Source organism: Rhodococcus opacus B4 (genome assembly GCF_000010805.1).
In the GTDB taxonomy this organism is placed as follows: domain Bacteria; phylum Actinomycetota; class Actinomycetes; order Mycobacteriales; family Mycobacteriaceae; genus Rhodococcus_F; species Rhodococcus_F opacus_C.
The window spans coordinates 5,304,941-5,320,257 of record NC_012522.1 but is presented as its reverse complement, the minus strand read 5'-3'; the positions used below and the strand labels follow the sequence as shown (position 1 = coordinate 5,320,257).

Below are 15,317 nucleotides of genomic sequence, written 5' to 3'. Positions count from 1 at the left end.
ATGTACCGGCCTACGGCCGACTGAGGGCGTTCGCGTTGTCGTTCTCCCGCGTCGCGGGACCACCTGCCGCGCTCTCGAGCATTCCCTCGAGAACGTTCTTCCCGATCGACGTCTCCGTGGGGAGCGCGATGGGGTACGTGCCGTCGAAGCAGGCCGCGCACAGTCGCGACGCCGGCTGCTCGGTGGCCGCGATCATGCCGTCCGTGGAGATGTAGCCGAGGGTGTCGGCGCCGATGGAGCGGCGCACCCCTTCGAGCATCTCGTCGAAGCTGCCGGGTTCGCCGCTGCCGCCCGCACCGTTGGCGATCAGCTCGGCCGGGGAGGCGAAGTCGATGCCGTAGAAGCAGGGCCACTTGACCGGCGGCGACGCGATCCGGACATGGATCTCCAAGGCGCCGGCCTCGCGGAGCATCCGGATGAGCGCGCGCTGAGTGTTGCCGCGGACGATCGAGTCGTCCACCACCACGAGACGCTTGCCGCGGATGACTTCCTTCAGCGGGTTGAGTTTGAGGCGGATACCGAGCTGGCGGATCGTCTGCGAAGGCTGGATGAACGTGCGGCCCACGTACGCGTTCTTCATCAGACCCTGGCCGTACGGGATGCCCGACCCCTGCGCGTACCCGACCGCGGCGGGAGTGCCCGACTCGGGGACCGGGATGACGAGGTCGCCCTCGGCGGGATGCTCGGTGGCGAGGCGACGGCCGATCTCGACGCGGGTGGAGTGCACCGACCGTCCGCCGATGACGCTGTCCGGACGAGCCAGATACACGTACTCGAACACGCAGCCCTTGGGCTCGGGGTTCGCGAAGCGAGACGAGCGGACGCCGTCGGCGTCGATGGCAAGCAGTTCGCCGGGCTCGATGTCGCGGACGAACGACGCGCCGACGATGTCGAGTGCGGCCGTCTCGCTGGCCACGACCCAGCCGCGGTCCAGTCGTCCGAGGCACAGCGGGCGGATGCCGTGCGGGTCACGCGCCGCGTAGAGCGTGTGCTCGTCCATGAACGTGAGGCAGAACGCGCCGCGCAGCGTCGGCAGCAGCCTCATGGCCGCCTGCTCGATGGTGCTGTCCGCGGCGGCGTGCGCGAGGAGGGCGCCGACGACGTCCGAGTCGGACGTGGCGCCGCCGGGACGCTTGTCGTTGACGAGACCCGCCGCACGGGCGCGCTGCGCCAGTTCCGCCGTGTTGACGAGGTTGCCGTTGTGCCCGAGGGCGATGCCGCTGCCCGCGGCGGTGGTGCGGAAGATCGGCTGCGCGTTCTCCCAGGTGGTCGAGCCCGTGGTGGAGTACCGACAGTGCCCGACGGCGACGTGGCCCGGCATCGCTGCCAGGGTCTGCTCGTCGAACACCTGGCTGACCAACCCGAGGTCCTTGAACACCAGCACCTGCGAACCGTCGGCGACGGCGATGCCCGCCGCTTCCTGACCACGGTGTTGCAGAGCATAAAGCCCGTAGTAGGTGAGTTTCGCCACATCCTCTCCCGGCGCCCAGACGCCGAAGACTCCGCATTCTTCGCGGGGCTCGTTCTCGTCCTCGTCGGACGGGTTCGAGGTGAGGAGATTAGGACTGTGGACCGACAGATCGGCTCTGGTCACCGGGGTGCTCCCTGGGGATGGGCGTGTGAGGGGCAAGGTCAGTCTACGTGCCCGGCGCCGCTGCTTCGCCCACGGTGCCCTTCGAACCGGCCCGGCTCCCGGACGACGGGCCGGAAACAGATCAGTTTCGGAATCGGTCAGCACCCTCGAACCACAGGATCGAGCGGCCTGCGCGGCTGAGGCGACTACACGCGCAGCAGCGGCAGCCAGTGGGCGATCTCCCCGGCGCGGCTCCCCGACACCGACACCCCGCCGCCGGAGGTCGCGCCGTCGAAATCCAGCAGTCCCGTCACCAGCAGCAGCCACGTCCGGGGATCGGTCTCCACGACGTTGGGCGGGGTGCCGCGGGTGTGCCGGGGACCCTCGATGCACTGGACCGCGACAAACGGAGGCACCCGCACCTCCACACTCGACCCGGGTGCCACCTGCTCGAGCGTGCGCGCGCTGAGCCGGACCGCCGCGGCCAGCTGGGTGCGGGACGGCTTCTCCTCGGTGTCGCCGCGCAACCACGGACCGACCTCGAGTACGGCGGCCCTCAGTTCGGCGGGATCTACGGCTCGACGCGACGGCATCCGCTCAATCTACTGGGCGGGACCGCGCAGCTTCGGCGGCCAGCACCCCGCCGACGTTGACCGAAAGATGCAGCAGAGCGGGGGCTACGACGCTGCCACTGCGGCGTCGCAACCATTCGAACAGCCACGCGGAGGCACCGGTGAGCAGCACACTCGCGACGATCGGGTCGCGGGCGATCCGGGCCGCGCGCACGTGCCACAGCCCGAACGTCGCGGCGTGCAGGACGTCCGCCGCGGTGGGCGTCCAGCCGCGGCGGAGCATCGCGGACAGGACGCTGCGGAACAGCAGTTCCTCGTGCGCGACGGTCCCCACCGGGATCCGGAACCCGACCCAGCCCGCGACATCGCCGACGCGGTCGCCGGTCGGAACCTGCCTGCGCGCGGCGGGCACACCCAGCGCGATCGCGTATCCGGCGAGCGGGACCACCGACGCCGCGGCGCCGTACCGCAACCCGGACCGCACCGCCGACGCGGACAGACCGAGTTCGTCGACGCCGTACCCCGCGGTGCGGGCGGCTCCCACGACCGACAGTCCGAGCGCGCCGCCCGCGACGGCCCGCCCGTACGGGCCGAGCCCCGAACCGGGCAGCACCACGTTGTTCCACAGCACGGCCGCCGCCGCACCGGCCACGGAGGCGAGCCTGCTCACTTCTCCGGACCCTCTGTCCCGGCGAGGGATTCGAGGGTGGACCGGACGCGCTCGGTGTCGGCGGGCGTCCACCCCTCGGGCTGGGCCACCGTGATCCAGCCGTCGAGAACGAGCGTCCCGTAGTTGTGACCGTGCCCGTCCGGGACCCCGGCCGCGTTGGTGAGATCGGCGGACACCTGCCAGAACGTCACGAACGGAAACCACTTCATGGACGGTGACCGATCGTCGCCCGGTGGTTCCTTCAGCCAGTCGGGCCGGGTGAACGCGAGGTCGGGCGACCACCACACGACCGGATCGGACGGGTGCTGGACGTACAGGATGCGCGGCGACAACCACTCGCCGGTGTCTTCGACCATGTCGGCGGAGTCGTCGGCGAACCGCACCACCAGACCCGCCGCGTACTCGGGGTCCACCTCGGGAGTGCCGGGGTCGCGGCGCTGGATCAGCTGACCCCACAGCCGGTTCGAGTTGGGCGGGCCGACCCACAGCACGCCGTCGACGGTCTGCCGGATGTCGCTCAGTGTGTCGAAGGCGCCCTCCCCTGCCTGGGTGCCGAGGCTTTCGCCGTAGACGAGCAGCTTGGGGCGGGTAGCCTCGGGTTCCTGCAGCCACCGTTCGTGCACGCGGTCGATCAGCATCTTCCCCGCCTCCGCGGCCTTCTCCCGGTCGGCGAGGAACGAGATCCAGCTCGGCAGGAACGAGTACTGGCCGGCGACCAGCGCCGTGTCACCGTTGTGGACCAGCTCGATCGCCTGCGCCGCAGTGGGATTGACCCAGCCCGTGCCCGTGGTGGGGATGACGACGAGGACCTTGCGGGTGAACGCGCCGGTCCGCTCGAGTTCGTCGATGACGACGTCCATGCGTTCGTCCGGGTCCTCGGCCGTCTCGAGTCCGGCGTACACCCGGATCGGGTCCTTGGCCGGGGTGCCGTTGGCCGCCGTGAGTTCGTCGGCGTCGAGGCCACGGGACACGAAGTTCCGGCCCTCGTACCCGAGGGTGTCCCAGGGCGCCAGCGACTCCGGGCTGCCCGACTTCTCGGGATCGAGCGGCTGCTCGACGCCGTCGCGGGTGGTCGAATTCTGCAGGCTGAACACCGCATTCGTCGCGGCGTAGAGGCCGCGCATCAGGACACCGTCGACGAGCAGGAAGAACAGCACCGTCACGATGAGGATGCCGACGGTGGTGGCCGTCGGGATCGCGAGGTGCCACCGCCGGATGAGTCGCCCCGCGATCCACCGCACCAGTTCGCGCAGCAGCCGCCACACCGAGATGACCGAGGCGCCGACGAGCAGGCTCAGACCACCGGTGCGGATGTAGCCGGTGGTGGTGGTGCCCTCCGCACCCATCAGCGCGGCGAGTTCACGCTGCCACGCCGCGGAGTACGCGAGCATCACGAGACTGACCGACGCGCACGTCACCGTCACGAGTACGCGCAGGCCGGTGGACCACGGTTCCGGCAGCGGCCACCACGACCGGTCCCGCAATAGGTAGCGGCGCACCAGCCAGCCGATCGCGGTACCCACCGCGTAGCCGATCGCGGCGTTGATGCCGCCGATCAGCCCCTGGAACAGCCAGTCGCGGGGCAGCAGCGACGGCGTCAGCGACCAGCAGAAGAACAGCGTCGCGAACGCGATACCGGTGAAGTCGAGGCGAAGGAAACGCCAGGTCCGATCGAGTCGGGGACCGTGGAGGAGTGCAGGATCGACCAGCCGCGAGAGTTCCCGCGGCCCCCTGTCAACCCTCTCCAATGCCCCCGATTCGACCATTCATCACCCGAACAATGCCGGCAGAGTTCCCTCGAACGTCGTGCGCAGTTCGGCGAGCGAGACCGAGAACTGGCCCTGGACCTCGACGGAATCGGACCCTTCGTCGACCACACCGATGCGCACCCACGGGAGATTACGGGCCGTGCACATACCCGTAAAGCGAGTTTCCTCGGTGCGCGGGACCGCGACGAGCACACGGCCGGAAGACTCCGAGAACAGGGTGACGAACGGATCGGCGTCGTCGGGAAGCAGGATGCGGCAGCCGGTCTCCCCGGCCAGCGCGGCCTCGACGACGGCCTGCGCGAGACCACCCTCGGACAGGTCGTGCGCCGCGGAGACGAGGCCGTCGCGGGATGCCGCGAGCAGGATGTCTGCGAGCAACTGCTCCCGCTCGAGGTCGACCTTCGGCGGGACACCACCGAGGTGGCCGTGCTCGACCTGCGACCAGATGGACCCGTCGAACTCGTCGTTCGTGTCGCCGAGCAGGATCAAGGTCTCGCCCGGTTCCAGTCCGAGACCGGTGGGGATGCGCCGGTGCACGTCGTCGATGACGCCGAGCACGGCGACCACCGGGGTGGGGAGGATCGCGGTCGAGCCGGTCTGGTTGTAGAAGCTGACGTTGCCGCCGGTGACGGGGATGCCGAGCGTCGCGCAGCCGTCCGCCAGACCGCGCACGGCCTGCTGGAACTGCCACATGACGCCCGGGTCCTCGGGGGATCCGAAGTTCAGGCAGTTGCTGACGGCCTTGGGGGTGGCGCCGGTGACGGCGACGTTGCGGAACGCCTCGGCGAGGGCGAGCTGCGCACCCGCGTACGGGTCGAGCGCGGTGTAGCGGCCGGACGCGTCGGTGGCCAGCGCGATGCCGCGGCCCGTCTTCTCGTCGACGCGGATCACGCCGGAGTCGGCGTTCTCGGCGAGGACGGTGTTGCCGCGCACGTAGCGGTCGTACTGCTCGGTGATCCACTTGCGGCTGCACAGCGCCGGCGAGGCGATCATCTTCAGCAGCGTCGCCTTCAGCTCGTCGGCGGACTCGGGGCGCTTCAGGCCGGCGGTGGTGTTCGCGACCAGGGCGTCCTGGCTCGCGGGACGCTGCACGGGGCGCTCGTACACGGGGCCCTCGTGGGCGACGGTGCGCGGCGGCACGTCGACGACGGTCTCGCCGTGCCAGGAGATGGTGAGCCGGTCGCCGTCGGTGACCTCACCGATGTCGGTGGCGAGGACGTCCCACTTCTTGCAGACCGCCATGAACGCATCGACGTTCTCGGGGGTGACGACCGCGCACATGCGCTCCTGCGACTCGCTGGAGAGCACCTCGGCCGCGGTCATGCCGGTGGCCCGCATCGGGACCTGCTCGAGGTTGATGTGCATGCCGCCGTCGCCGGCGGCGGCCAGCTCGGACGTGGCGCAGGACAGACCGGCGCCGCCGAGGTCCTGGATGCCGACCACGAGCTTCGCGGCGTACAGCTCGAGACAGCACTCGATGAGCACCTTCTCGGTGAACGGATCGCCCACCTGCACTGCCGGCAGCTTCTTCCGTCCGGTGCCGGATTCGTCGCCGTCGAACGTCTCCGACGCCAGCACGGACACGCCGCCGATGCCGTCGAGGCCGGTGCGCGCACCGAACAGGATGATCTTGTTGCCGGCGCCGGACGCGAACGCGAGGTGCAGGTCCTCGACGCGCATCGTTCCGGCACACAGGGCGTTGACCAGGGGGTTACCGGCGTAGGACTCGTCGAACACGGTCTCGCCGCCGATGTTGGGCAGGCCGAGGGAGTTGCCGTAGCCGCCGACGCCGCGCACGACACCGTCGACGACGCGGCGGGTGTCGGGGGCGTCCGCCGCACCGAACCGCAGCTGGTCCATGACGGCGATCGGGCGGGCGCCCATGGCCATGATGTCGCGGACGATGCCGCCGACGCCGGTGGCCGCGCCCTGGTAGGGCTCCACGTAGGACGGGTGGTTGTGGCTCTCGACCTTGAACGTGACCGCCCAGCCGTCGCCGATGTCGACGACGCCGGCATTCTCGCCGATGCCCGCGAGCATCGAGGACCGCATCTCGTCGGTCGTGGTCTCACCGAAGTACCGCAGGTGCACCTTGGACGACTTGTAGGAGCAGTGCTCACTCCACATCACCGAGTACATCGCGAGCTCGGCCTCGGTGGGGCGCCGGCCCAGGATCTCCTTGATGCGGGCGTACTCGTCGTCCTTGAGACCCAGCTCCTTGAAAGGCTGTGCGACGTCGGGGGTCGCGGTGGCGGCGGTGACGGTATCGACCGGGTGTGCTGACACTGGAGGTGGGGTCCCTTCCCTACGGGAGTCAAGAGAGGCAAGCCGGGAGTCACGGTCGGCGCAAGCCGGGTGGCGACGAGCCGTACGTCAGTCTATCCGGCGGCTCGTTCCGGCACCGACCTGGCGCTCCCCGCCCCTCCCCGTCACGCCGTCGGTGTGAGGAAGGCCGCAAGGGCGTCGGAATAGGCCCGCACGTCACGCGCACCCATCAACTCCCGCGAGGAATGCATTCCCAGCTGCGCGGCGCCGACGTCGACGGTGCTCAGCCCCGTCCTGGACGCGGTGATCGGGCCGATGGTCGAACCGCACGGCAGATCGGCCCGGTGCACATACCGCTGGAGCGGCACACCGGCCTGATCGCAGGCGAGCGCGAACGCGCCCGCCCCGGCCGCGTCGGTGGCGTAGCGCAGGTTCTGGTTGACCTTGAGCACCGGTCCCCCGTTGACGGCGATGTGGTGGGCGGGCTCGTGCCGGTCCGGGTAGTTGGGGTGGGTCGCGTGCGCCATGTCGCCGGACGCGCAGATCGAGCCGGCCATGGTCTGCAGGAATTCCTCGCGCCCGCCGCCGCGGCCGAGGACGATCCGCTCGAGCACGGTGCTCAGCAGATCGGAGAACGCGCCCCGATCCGACATGCTCCCCACCTCCTCGTGGTCGAACAGTGCGAGCACCGGCACCTGGTCGCCGGGACGCTCGACCGCCGACAGCAGCGCCTGCGTACCCGCGTAGCAGGTGCCCTGGTTGTCGAGCCGCGGCGCGCTGACGAGATCCTGTTCGGTTCCGACCAGGGCGCTGGGCGCGAGATCGTGCGTCATCAGTTCCCACCCGAGCACCGCGTCGGCAGGCACCTCCGCCCGCTCGGCGACGAAGTCGATGAACGACCGGCGGTCGGCACCCACGCCCCACACACCGTTGAGGTGGCGCTGCGGGTCGAGGTGCACACCCTTGCGGTCCTCGGACAGGTGGATGGCCAGTTGCGGCACGCGCAGGATCGGTTCGTCGACGCGGACGAGCTTCTCCTCCACCGTGTTGCCGGCCCGCACGCTCAGCCGTCCGGAGATGCCCAGGTCGCGGTCGAGCCACGAGTTGAGCCACGCTCCGCCGTACGGTTCGAGCCCGACCAGCTGCCACCCTGCCGACGAGAGGTCGGGGTGCTGCTTGACGCGCAGGTTCGGGCTGTCGGTGTGCCCGCCGACGATGCGGAACGGCGCCGTCCGGCCCACCCCCTCGGTGCTCCAGGCGATGAGGGATCCGCCGCGCACCAGGAAGTACCGGCCGGGCTCGCCGGGCCACGAGTCGGTCTCGTGCAACTCGGTGAAACCGTTGCCGGTCAGCAACATCGACACCGTCGCGCACACATGGAACGGCGACGGTGACGCATCGACGAAGGTACAGAGTCCCTGGGCGTCGGCCCACGTGGTGGAAGGCATGGGGTCAATCATGCAGGACCCCCTGTCACGTGTGTGGACCCGAGACGCAGAACTGATTGCCGTCGGGATCGGTGAGCGTGACCCATCGGAAACCGCCCATCTCGTGCTGCGCGACCTCCGTTGCGCCGTCGGCACTCAGCCTGCGCACCTCACCGTCGAGGTCTTCGGACGCCAGGTCGAGGTGGATGCGGTTCTTGCCGGGAGTGGGATCTTCGACCTTCTGGAACGCCAGCTTCTGCGCGGAATCCGGCAGGGCGACGACGTAGAACCAGCCGTCGTTCTCCTGCTCGACCGTGCCCGCCGTCTGCTTCGCCCACCACTTCGCGAGCGGCCCCGGGTCGGTGGTGTCGAACGTGATCATGCCGAGTGTGAGTGCCATGCCCGCAGAGTAGACGTGACCACCGACACGTTCCGCGGATTCACAGGAACTCCTCGATGACCCGCACGGCGGCGTCCACGCCACCGGCAGAACGTAACTCGGCAGCGAGCTCGGAGCTGCGGCGACGGACCGGCTCGGCGTCGACCCGTTCGAGCGCGTCCCGGAGTTCGTCCGCGGTCACGTCCGAACTGTCCACGCGCACCGCCACTCCCGCGGCGACGAGCGCGTCGGCGTTCTCGAACTGGTCGGTGGCCTGCGGCGCGGCGATCATCGGGGTCCCCGTGAACATGCCCTCACTGGACCCGCCCATGCCGGCGTGGGTGAGGAACGCGTCGGCCTGCCCCAGGATGTCGAACTGCGGCACCCAGCGGTGGACCTCGACGTTGCCGGGCACCGTGCCGAGGTCGTCGACGTCGACGCGCTGCCCGATCTGCAGGACGACGTGCCAGCCGTCGAGGTCGCCGAACGCCTCGAGGCAGCGGCGGTAGAAGTCGGGGTGATCGGTGAACGCGGTGCCGAGCGAGACGAGCAGCACCTTGCCCGCGCCTGCCGGGCGCTCCCACCGGCCGTCGGCAGGCCGCCGGGTGGGCAGCGCCGGTCCGACGAACGTGTAGACGTCCTCGTTCACGCGGTCGGCGTTGGGCTGCATCGATTTCGCGATCAGCACCACCGCCCGGGCCGGGCGCCCGTAGAACTCGTCCGGGTCGGTCTCGACCCCGTTGTCCCGCAGCAGCTTTCCTTGCCGCTCGTACAGTGCCGCCCCGCGCGGGTCCGCCCGCATGGTGTCCACGAACGACTTCATGTCGTTCTCGTACCCGTCCCAGGCCACGTACGTCGGCGACAGTTGCACGATCGGCACGCCCCATTCCTCGGCGAGGACGCGGGCGGGACCTCCGGCGATGTCGTAGAGGAACAGGTCTGGGCGGTCGCCCTCGTACAGTCTGCGCAGTTGCGGCAGCATCGACTCGTACTCGGCCTGGAACAGCGTGAGGTGATCGATGGTGTCGCCGTCCCACGACTGCCCGGACTCGTCCGTCGCCCCCGCGGTGTTCACGCGCGGCAACGTCGAGGCGTACTCCTTGAATTCCGCCCCGGTGCTCTCGACGACGTCCTTCACGGCGGCGTCGTTGACATACGTCACGCGGTGCCCGCGCGCGACGAGTTCGCGGAGAATCTCCAGACTGGGGTTGACGTGCCCGGGCGCCGGAATGCTGACCATGGCGATGTGAGAGCGGGTCATCTTCATCCTTTCCGAGACGGAACGGTCCGTCTCGTTTCAGGATGGCACCCGACAAGGTACGAGTCAAGACGATACGTCTCGTCTGATCTAGGATCCGTTCATGCCGTCCACCGACAATCCCCGCCGATCCGAACGGTCCCGCGCCGCGATCCTGCAGGCCACACAGGAGCTGATCCGCGAACAGCCCTACGCGAAGATCAGCATCGAAGGCATCGCCGCGCGCGCGAAGGTCGGGAAGCAGACGATCTACCGCTGGTGGCGGTCCAAGGGCGCGCTCGTCGTGGACGCCCTGCACGAACAGAACGCGGCCGGCGCCCAGGAGGTCCTCGCCCTGCCCGACACCGGCGACCTCGCCGCCGACATGCGACTGGTCCTGCGCGCGACCGTCGACGAGTTCACCTCCCCCGACTTCGAACCGCTGTTCCGGGCGCTGTCCATCGAATCGCTGCAGGATTCGGCCCTGCAGGAACAGATCGTCGAACGGATCTACCGGCCGCAGTTCGAGTTCGTCGCCACGCGGTTCCGCTCGGCGCAGGACGCCGGGCAGATGCGGTCCGACATCGACCTCGCACTCGCCTTCGAGTTGTTCATGGCGCCGATGTTCTACCGCTGGCAGAGCGGAGCGCATCCCCTCACCCACGACCACGCGGACGCCGTCGTCGACCTGGCGATGCGCGCTCTCGCCCCCTGACGTCCGGGATCAGCGGGCGTCGTCGAGGAACCCGAAATCGCCGTCCGCCAGGTCCTCGACGTGGACGGCACGCCCGGACGCGTCCGCGAGGGGAATCTTCCAGTTCGAATACTGGGTCTCGTCGGTGCCCGGCTGATTCTGGACGCGGTGCTCCCCCACCAGATCGGCGAGTGCGACACCCGACAGCAGCGAGGGACTCCGGGCGATCAGCCGGTACAGCGCCTTGACGGTGTCGGGGATCGACGCGTCGTCCGCCAGCAATCCGCGGTCGCGCGCCAGTTGCAGTACGGCCTCGCGCTGGTGCGCGTCGTGTTCCTTCTCGAGTTCGAGGTCGCGTTCGAGGAGCCCGAGCCGCGACCGCAATTCGATGTGCTCGCCGGCGAGGTATCCGGCGGTCGGCGGAAGATCGTGCGTGGTCACCGATGTCAGGCACAGCGTCCGGTACTCCTCGGGCGGCGTCGGCCGCTCGCCGTCGTGCTCGAACCACAGGATCGAGGTCCCGAGGATGCCGCGCTCGGCGAGGTAGTCCTGCACCGCGGGTTCGAACACCCCGAGGTCCTCGCCGATCACCACGGCGCCCGCGCGCTCCGCCTCGAGCGCGAGGATCCCGATCAGCGCCTCGTGGTCGTACGTGACGTACGTTCCGTCTGCCGGCGTCTCCGCGTCGGCGGGGATCCACCACAGCCGGAACAGCCCCAGGATGTGATCGACCCGCAGCCCACCCGCATGCTTCAGCACGGTGCGCAGCATGTCGCGGTACGGGGCGTATCCCAGTTCGGCCAGCCGATCCGGCCGCCACGGCGGCTGATTCCATTGCTGACCCTGCTGATTGAAGTCGTCGGGAGGAGCGCCGACGGTAATACCCTCTGCCAGAGCCGTTCCCAGCGACCACGCGTCCGCACCCCCGCGCTGGACGCCGACGGCCAGATCGTGCACGATCCCGATGTCCATGCCCGCCGCGCGTGCCGCAGCCTGGGCGTCGGAAAGCTGCTCGTCGCATACCCATTGCAGCCACGAGTAGAACTCGATGCGCGGCGCGAGCTTACGCCGCTGCGCCTGCACCCAGTCGCTGTCGGGCGCACCGGCCTTCGTCGTCCATCGCGGGTCGTCGGGCGGTAGTTTCTCGGTGAGCGCGCACCAGGTCGCGAAGTCCCGCAGTCCGTCGCCCTCGACGCGGCAGAATTCCTCGAACGCGTGCTGCCTGCTCGGGCTGCGCTCGATCCGGAAGACCCGTTCGAGTACCCGGAGTTTGGCGCGGTACGACGGGTTGCGGGCGATCCGGTCGGGCCGGTCGTTCGCCCGCTCGAATCGCGCTGCGGCGTCGCGCATCCTCGCATGACGTCGGGTCGGGAGGTACGCCGTCTCCGGGATGTCCTCGACGCGGACGTACAGCGGGTTGACGTAGCGCCGGGTGGTCGGCAGGTACGGCGACGCCTCGATCGGCGGCCGGGGCTGCGCCGCATGCAACGGATTGACGAGAACGTAGTCGGCGCCGTGGACGGAACCGAAGATCGACGCGAGATCGGCGAGATCGCCGAAATCCCCCACACCCCAGGACCGGCGCGACCGGATCGAGTACAGCTGCGTGAGCACACCCCAGCGCCGGCGGTCGCGCAGATGGTCGGACGTGGACAACCGCGCCGGTGTCACCACGAGGGTGCACGACGAGGAGGTGGCCGAGGTCGACGCCCGCACCGTGTGCCATCCGCACGGGACCCCGGGCGGAACGGCGAACGTGGCACGGCCGATCAGCTTTCCGTCGACCTCGCGTGGATCGACCCACACCTGGAGTTGGCGGGCCCGGACGGTCCCGCCCGACTCCGTGTCGATGGTGACGTCCACGTCCGCGCCGTGTGGGACGTGGACCACGAAACGGGCCTCGGATCCGTCCGTTCCGACGACGACGGGCGGCAGCATCGACCGCCACGGCGCCACGTCGCACTCGAACAGGGCGCGCCGCACCTCGTCGTCCGTTGCAGCGGGAACGTCGAGCGCTGCGAGGACGCTGCGCAGGGTGTCGTCGCGGACGTCGTGCCGCCGCTGATCCCAGCCCCGGTACGACGTCGCCACCCCGTGCCGGGCCGCGAGATCACGCAACTGCTCGGTGTACGTCACCCGTCGATCGTGCCAGTTCGCTTCGGGTTCCGCGCGTCTTCCGGGCCGTCGCCGCGGCGGCCGGACCCGCCGGCGTGATTGGCGCCGCAGCGAGTGGGGTAACTGTTCGGTAATCAGACGCACGGCGTCCACGGTGAGCGCCCGGTGGCACTCCACCGGCGTACGCGGATGCGCCCGGCAACCGAGGAGTCTTCGATGCTGCTACGTCTTCCCGGAGTCTATCGCCCGCAACACGATACGCAGTTGCTGGCGGGTGTCCTGGCGGCGGAGCCACTCGGTCCCCACTCGCGGGTGCTCGATCTGTGCGCGGGAACCGGCGCACTGAGCGTGGCCGCCGCGGCGGCCGGTGCGGGCCGGGTCACCGCGGTGGACGTGTCGAGGCGGGCGGCGATCAGCATCAGGCTCAATGCGCTCGCCCGCGGGCACCGGATCCGGGTGATCCGCGGAGACCTCACCGAACACGTCCGCGAGAACCGGTTCGACGTCGTCGTGTCGAACCCGCCGTACGTCCCGGCACCTGTCGACACGGTGCCCGACCGCGGTCCGGCGCGCGCGTGGGACGCGGGAAAGAACGGACGGGCACTACTCGATCGAATCTGCTGCGAGGCACCCGAGGTTCTCGTTCCGGGTGGCGTCCTGCTGCTCGCGCAGTCCGTTCTCAGTGGGGTCGAGAAGACGCTGACGATGCTCGAGGAACAGAACATGTGCGTCGACGTCGCCGCGACGGCCGAAATCCCGTTCGGCCCGGTCCTCGTCGAACGGCGGGAGATGCTCGAACGGAGAGGGCTCATCGAGGCCGGTCAGACCCTCGAGGAAATCGTGGTGATACGCGCCGTCAAGTAGGCGCACCGTGGCGGCGCCGTGCGTTGCCTCAGGCTCGCACGGCGCCGATCGGATCAGGCGGAGATGACGCTGTCGAGCACGGAATAGAACATGCCGAGTCCATCGTCGCTCGGGCCGGTGAGGGCCTCGGTGGCGTGCTCGGGGTGCGGCATGAGGCCCACGACGCGGCCGTTGGCCGAAGAGATGCCCGCGATGCCGCGCTGCGAACCGTTCGGGTTGTCGCCGGCGTAACGGAACACCACGCGGCCCTCACCCTCGAGTTCGTCGAGGACGTTCGCCGAAGCCTGGAAGCGACCCTCGCCGGACTTGAGCGGGACGAGGATCTCGGCGCCCGTCTCGTAGCGGGACGTCCACGCCGTCGACGTGGCCTCGACCTTCAGCCACTCGTCGCGGCAGATGAAGTGCAGGCCCTCGTTGCGGGTGAGAGCGCCGGGCAGCAGCCCCGCTTCGCACAGCACCTGGAAGCCGTTGCAGATACCGAGGACCGGCATGCCGCCCTGCGCGGCCTGGACGACCTTGCCCATGACGGGCGCGAACCGCGCGATGGCGCCGCACCGCAGGTAGTCGCCGTAGGAGAAGCCGCCGGGGACGATGACGGCGTCGACACCCTTGAGGTCAGCGTCGCCGTGCCAGAGGCTGACGGCCTCGCCGCCGGCGAGGGTCACCGCGCGGGCGGCGTCGACGTCGTCGAGGGTGCCGGGGAAAGTGATGACTCCGACGCGGGCGCTCATGCTTCGACGCGCCTCACGGTCCAGTCCTCGATCACCGTGTTGGCCAGCAGGGCCTCGGCGATCTTCTCGAGCTGAGCGTCGTCGACACTGCCGTCGACCTCGAGCTCGAAACGCTTGCCCTGACGGACATCGGACACTCCAGCGAAGCCGAGCCGCGGCAGCGCTCCGACAATGGCCTGCCCCTGGGGGTCGAGAATCTCGGCCTTGGGCATGACTTCGACGACGACACGGGCCACGTGCTGCTCCTTGTTGTAGTGCGCGAGCCCAGAGTGGAACACCGGGCACCCCGAAGTTTACCGGGCTACCTGCCTGCGGTTCGCATCGGACGAAGGGGACGGGCCATGCATGCAGGCGCATACTCGAATTCATGCGATTGACTCACTTCGGCCACAGCTGCGTCCTCGTCGAGTTGAACGGTTCCACCATCCTCTTCGATCCGGGCAACTTCTCCCACGGATTCGAGGGCATCACCGGACTCGACGCCATCCTGGTGACCCATCAGCACCCCGACCACGTCGACCAGCAACGACTGCCCGCCCTCGTCGAGGCGAACCCCGGCGCGGCGCTGTACTCGGACCCGCAGACCGCGGCGCAACTCGGCGGCGCCTGGACGGGGGTGCACGCCGGCGACGAGTTCGACATCGGCGACGTGCACGTCACCGGCACCGGCGGGCGGCACGCGGTGATCCACCCCGACATCCCGGTGATCGACAACACGGCGTTCCTCCTCGGCGACGCCGCGAACCCGGCCCGGCTGATGCACCCCGGCGACTCCCTGTTCGTCCCGGAACAGAAGGTCGACGTGCTGGCCCTGCCCGCCGCGGCACCGTGGCTGAAGATCTCCGAGGCCGTCGACTACCTGCGCGCCGTCGCACCGCGGGTCGCGGTGCCGATCCACCAGGCGATCATCGCTAACGAGGCCACCGGCATCTTCTACGGCCGGTACACGGACATGGCGCCCGAGGGCACCGAGTTCCGCACGTTGCCCGGCGAGTCGAGCGTCGAGGTGGCCTGACGGCCC

General features: G+C 69.6%; 14 protein-coding genes. 3 read left to right on the top strand and 11 right to left on the bottom strand.

Annotated elements, in window-relative coordinates; all coding sequences use genetic code 11:
• Positions 1-10: 10 nt before the first annotated feature.
• The 8 genes from purF to ROP_RS24390 all read right to left on the bottom strand — a co-directional run bounded on the left by purF (position 11) and on the right by ROP_RS24390 (position 9,922).
• The gene (purF, locus tag ROP_RS24425; RefSeq protein WP_015888681.1) at positions 11-1,594 is read right to left on the bottom strand and encodes an amidophosphoribosyltransferase; all 1,584 of its coding nucleotides are present in this window, start codon (positions 1,592-1,594) and stop codon (positions 11-13) included.
• Positions 1,595-1,779: 185 nt separating this feature from the next.
• Entirely contained in the window at positions 1,780-2,166 is a 387-nt protein-coding gene (locus ROP_RS24420) for a sterol carrier family protein (protein WP_015888680.1), read from the bottom strand.
• 4 nt (positions 2,167-2,170) lie between these two features.
• Positions 2,171-2,815, bottom strand: coding sequence for a CPBP family intramembrane glutamic endopeptidase (locus ROP_RS24415; protein ID WP_015888679.1), 645 nt, complete (start codon positions 2,813-2,815; stop codon positions 2,171-2,173).
• The gene (locus ROP_RS24410; RefSeq protein WP_015888678.1) at positions 2,812-4,581 is read right to left on the bottom strand and encodes an alpha/beta hydrolase; all 1,770 of its coding nucleotides are present in this window, start codon (positions 4,579-4,581) and stop codon (positions 2,812-2,814) included. The genes ROP_RS24415 and ROP_RS24410 overlap by 4 nt, the downstream gene beginning before the upstream one ends.
• Positions 4,582-4,584: 3 nt before the next feature.
• A complete protein-coding gene (gene purL, locus ROP_RS24405) occupies positions 4,585-6,870 on the bottom strand; it encodes a phosphoribosylformylglycinamidine synthase subunit PurL (protein ID WP_015888677.1) in 2,286 nt (761 codons plus the stop codon).
• A 143-nt stretch (positions 6,871-7,013) separates the two neighbouring features.
• A complete protein-coding gene (locus tag ROP_RS24400; RefSeq protein WP_015888676.1) occupies positions 7,014-8,297 on the bottom strand; it encodes a M18 family aminopeptidase in 1,284 nt (427 codons plus the stop codon).
• A gap of 25 nt (positions 8,298-8,322) precedes the next feature.
• Positions 8,323-8,676: a VOC family protein gene (locus ROP_RS24395; RefSeq protein ID WP_015888675.1), complete on the bottom strand. Its 354-nt coding sequence runs from the start codon at positions 8,674-8,676 to the stop codon at positions 8,323-8,325.
• Positions 8,677-8,716: 40 nt separating this feature from the next.
• Positions 8,717-9,922, bottom strand: a complete 1,206-nt coding sequence (locus ROP_RS24390; protein ID WP_015888674.1) for a macrolide family glycosyltransferase — start codon at positions 9,920-9,922, stop codon at positions 8,717-8,719.
• 94 nt (positions 9,923-10,016) lie between these two features.
• Between ROP_RS24390 and ROP_RS24385 the strand changes: the two genes are divergently transcribed.
• Complete coding sequence (locus ROP_RS24385; RefSeq protein ID WP_015888673.1) at positions 10,017-10,607, top strand: TetR/AcrR family transcriptional regulator; 591 nt, start codon at positions 10,017-10,019, stop codon at positions 10,605-10,607.
• 9 nt (positions 10,608-10,616) lie between these two features.
• On the opposite strand, the gene malQ is transcribed toward ROP_RS24385, so the two are convergent.
• Positions 10,617-12,722, bottom strand: coding sequence for a 4-alpha-glucanotransferase (gene malQ, locus ROP_RS24380; protein WP_015888672.1), 2,106 nt, complete (start codon positions 12,720-12,722; stop codon positions 10,617-10,619).
• Positions 12,723-12,917: 195 nt separating this feature from the next.
• Between malQ and ROP_RS24375 the strand changes: the two genes are divergently transcribed.
• The gene (locus ROP_RS24375) at positions 12,918-13,565 is read left to right on the top strand and encodes a HemK2/MTQ2 family protein methyltransferase (protein WP_015888671.1); all 648 of its coding nucleotides are present in this window, start codon (positions 12,918-12,920) and stop codon (positions 13,563-13,565) included.
• 53 nt (positions 13,566-13,618) lie between these two features.
• On the opposite strand, the gene purQ is transcribed toward ROP_RS24375, so the two are convergent.
• Complete coding sequence (gene purQ / locus ROP_RS24370) at positions 13,619-14,296, bottom strand: phosphoribosylformylglycinamidine synthase subunit PurQ (RefSeq protein ID WP_015888670.1); 678 nt, start codon at positions 14,294-14,296, stop codon at positions 13,619-13,621.
• On the bottom strand, positions 14,293-14,532 hold the full coding sequence (gene purS, locus ROP_RS24365) for a phosphoribosylformylglycinamidine synthase subunit PurS (protein WP_005244409.1): 240 nt from the start codon (positions 14,530-14,532) through the stop codon (positions 14,293-14,295). The genes purQ and purS overlap by 4 nt, the downstream gene beginning before the upstream one ends.
• 131 nt (positions 14,533-14,663) lie before the next feature.
• Between purS and ROP_RS24360 the strand changes: the two genes are divergently transcribed.
• Entirely contained in the window at positions 14,664-15,311 is a 648-nt protein-coding gene (locus ROP_RS24360; RefSeq protein ID WP_015888669.1) for an MBL fold metallo-hydrolase, read from the top strand.
• Positions 15,312-15,317 lie beyond the last annotated feature (6 nt).

Coding starts and splice junctions, on each gene's coding strand:
- ROP_RS24360 (WP_015888669.1), top strand. CDS start 14,664: ATGCGATTGACTCACTTCGGCCACAGCTGCGTCCTCGTCGAGTTGAAC.
- purQ (WP_015888670.1), bottom strand. CDS start 14,296: ATGAGCGCCCGCGTCGGAGTCATCACTTTCCCCGGCACCCTCGACGAC.
- ROP_RS24420 (WP_015888680.1), bottom strand. CDS start 2,166: ATGCCGTCGCGTCGAGCCGTAGATCCCGCCGAACTGAGGGCCGCCGTA.
- ROP_RS24385 (WP_015888673.1), top strand. CDS start 10,017: ATGCCGTCCACCGACAATCCCCGCCGATCCGAACGGTCCCGCGCCGCG.
- ROP_RS24400 (WP_015888676.1), bottom strand. CDS start 8,297: ATGCCTTCCACCACGTGGGCCGACGCCCAGGGACTCTGTACCTTCGTC.
- ROP_RS24375 (WP_015888671.1), top strand. CDS start 12,918: ATGCTGCTACGTCTTCCCGGAGTCTATCGCCCGCAACACGATACGCAG.
- ROP_RS24390 (WP_015888674.1), bottom strand. CDS start 9,922: ATGAAGATGACCCGCTCTCACATCGCCATGGTCAGCATTCCGGCGCCC.
- ROP_RS24410 (WP_015888678.1), bottom strand. CDS start 4,581: ATGGTCGAATCGGGGGCATTGGAGAGGGTTGACAGGGGGCCGCGGGAA.
- ROP_RS24395 (WP_015888675.1), bottom strand. CDS start 8,676: ATGGCACTCACACTCGGCATGATCACGTTCGACACCACCGACCCGGGG.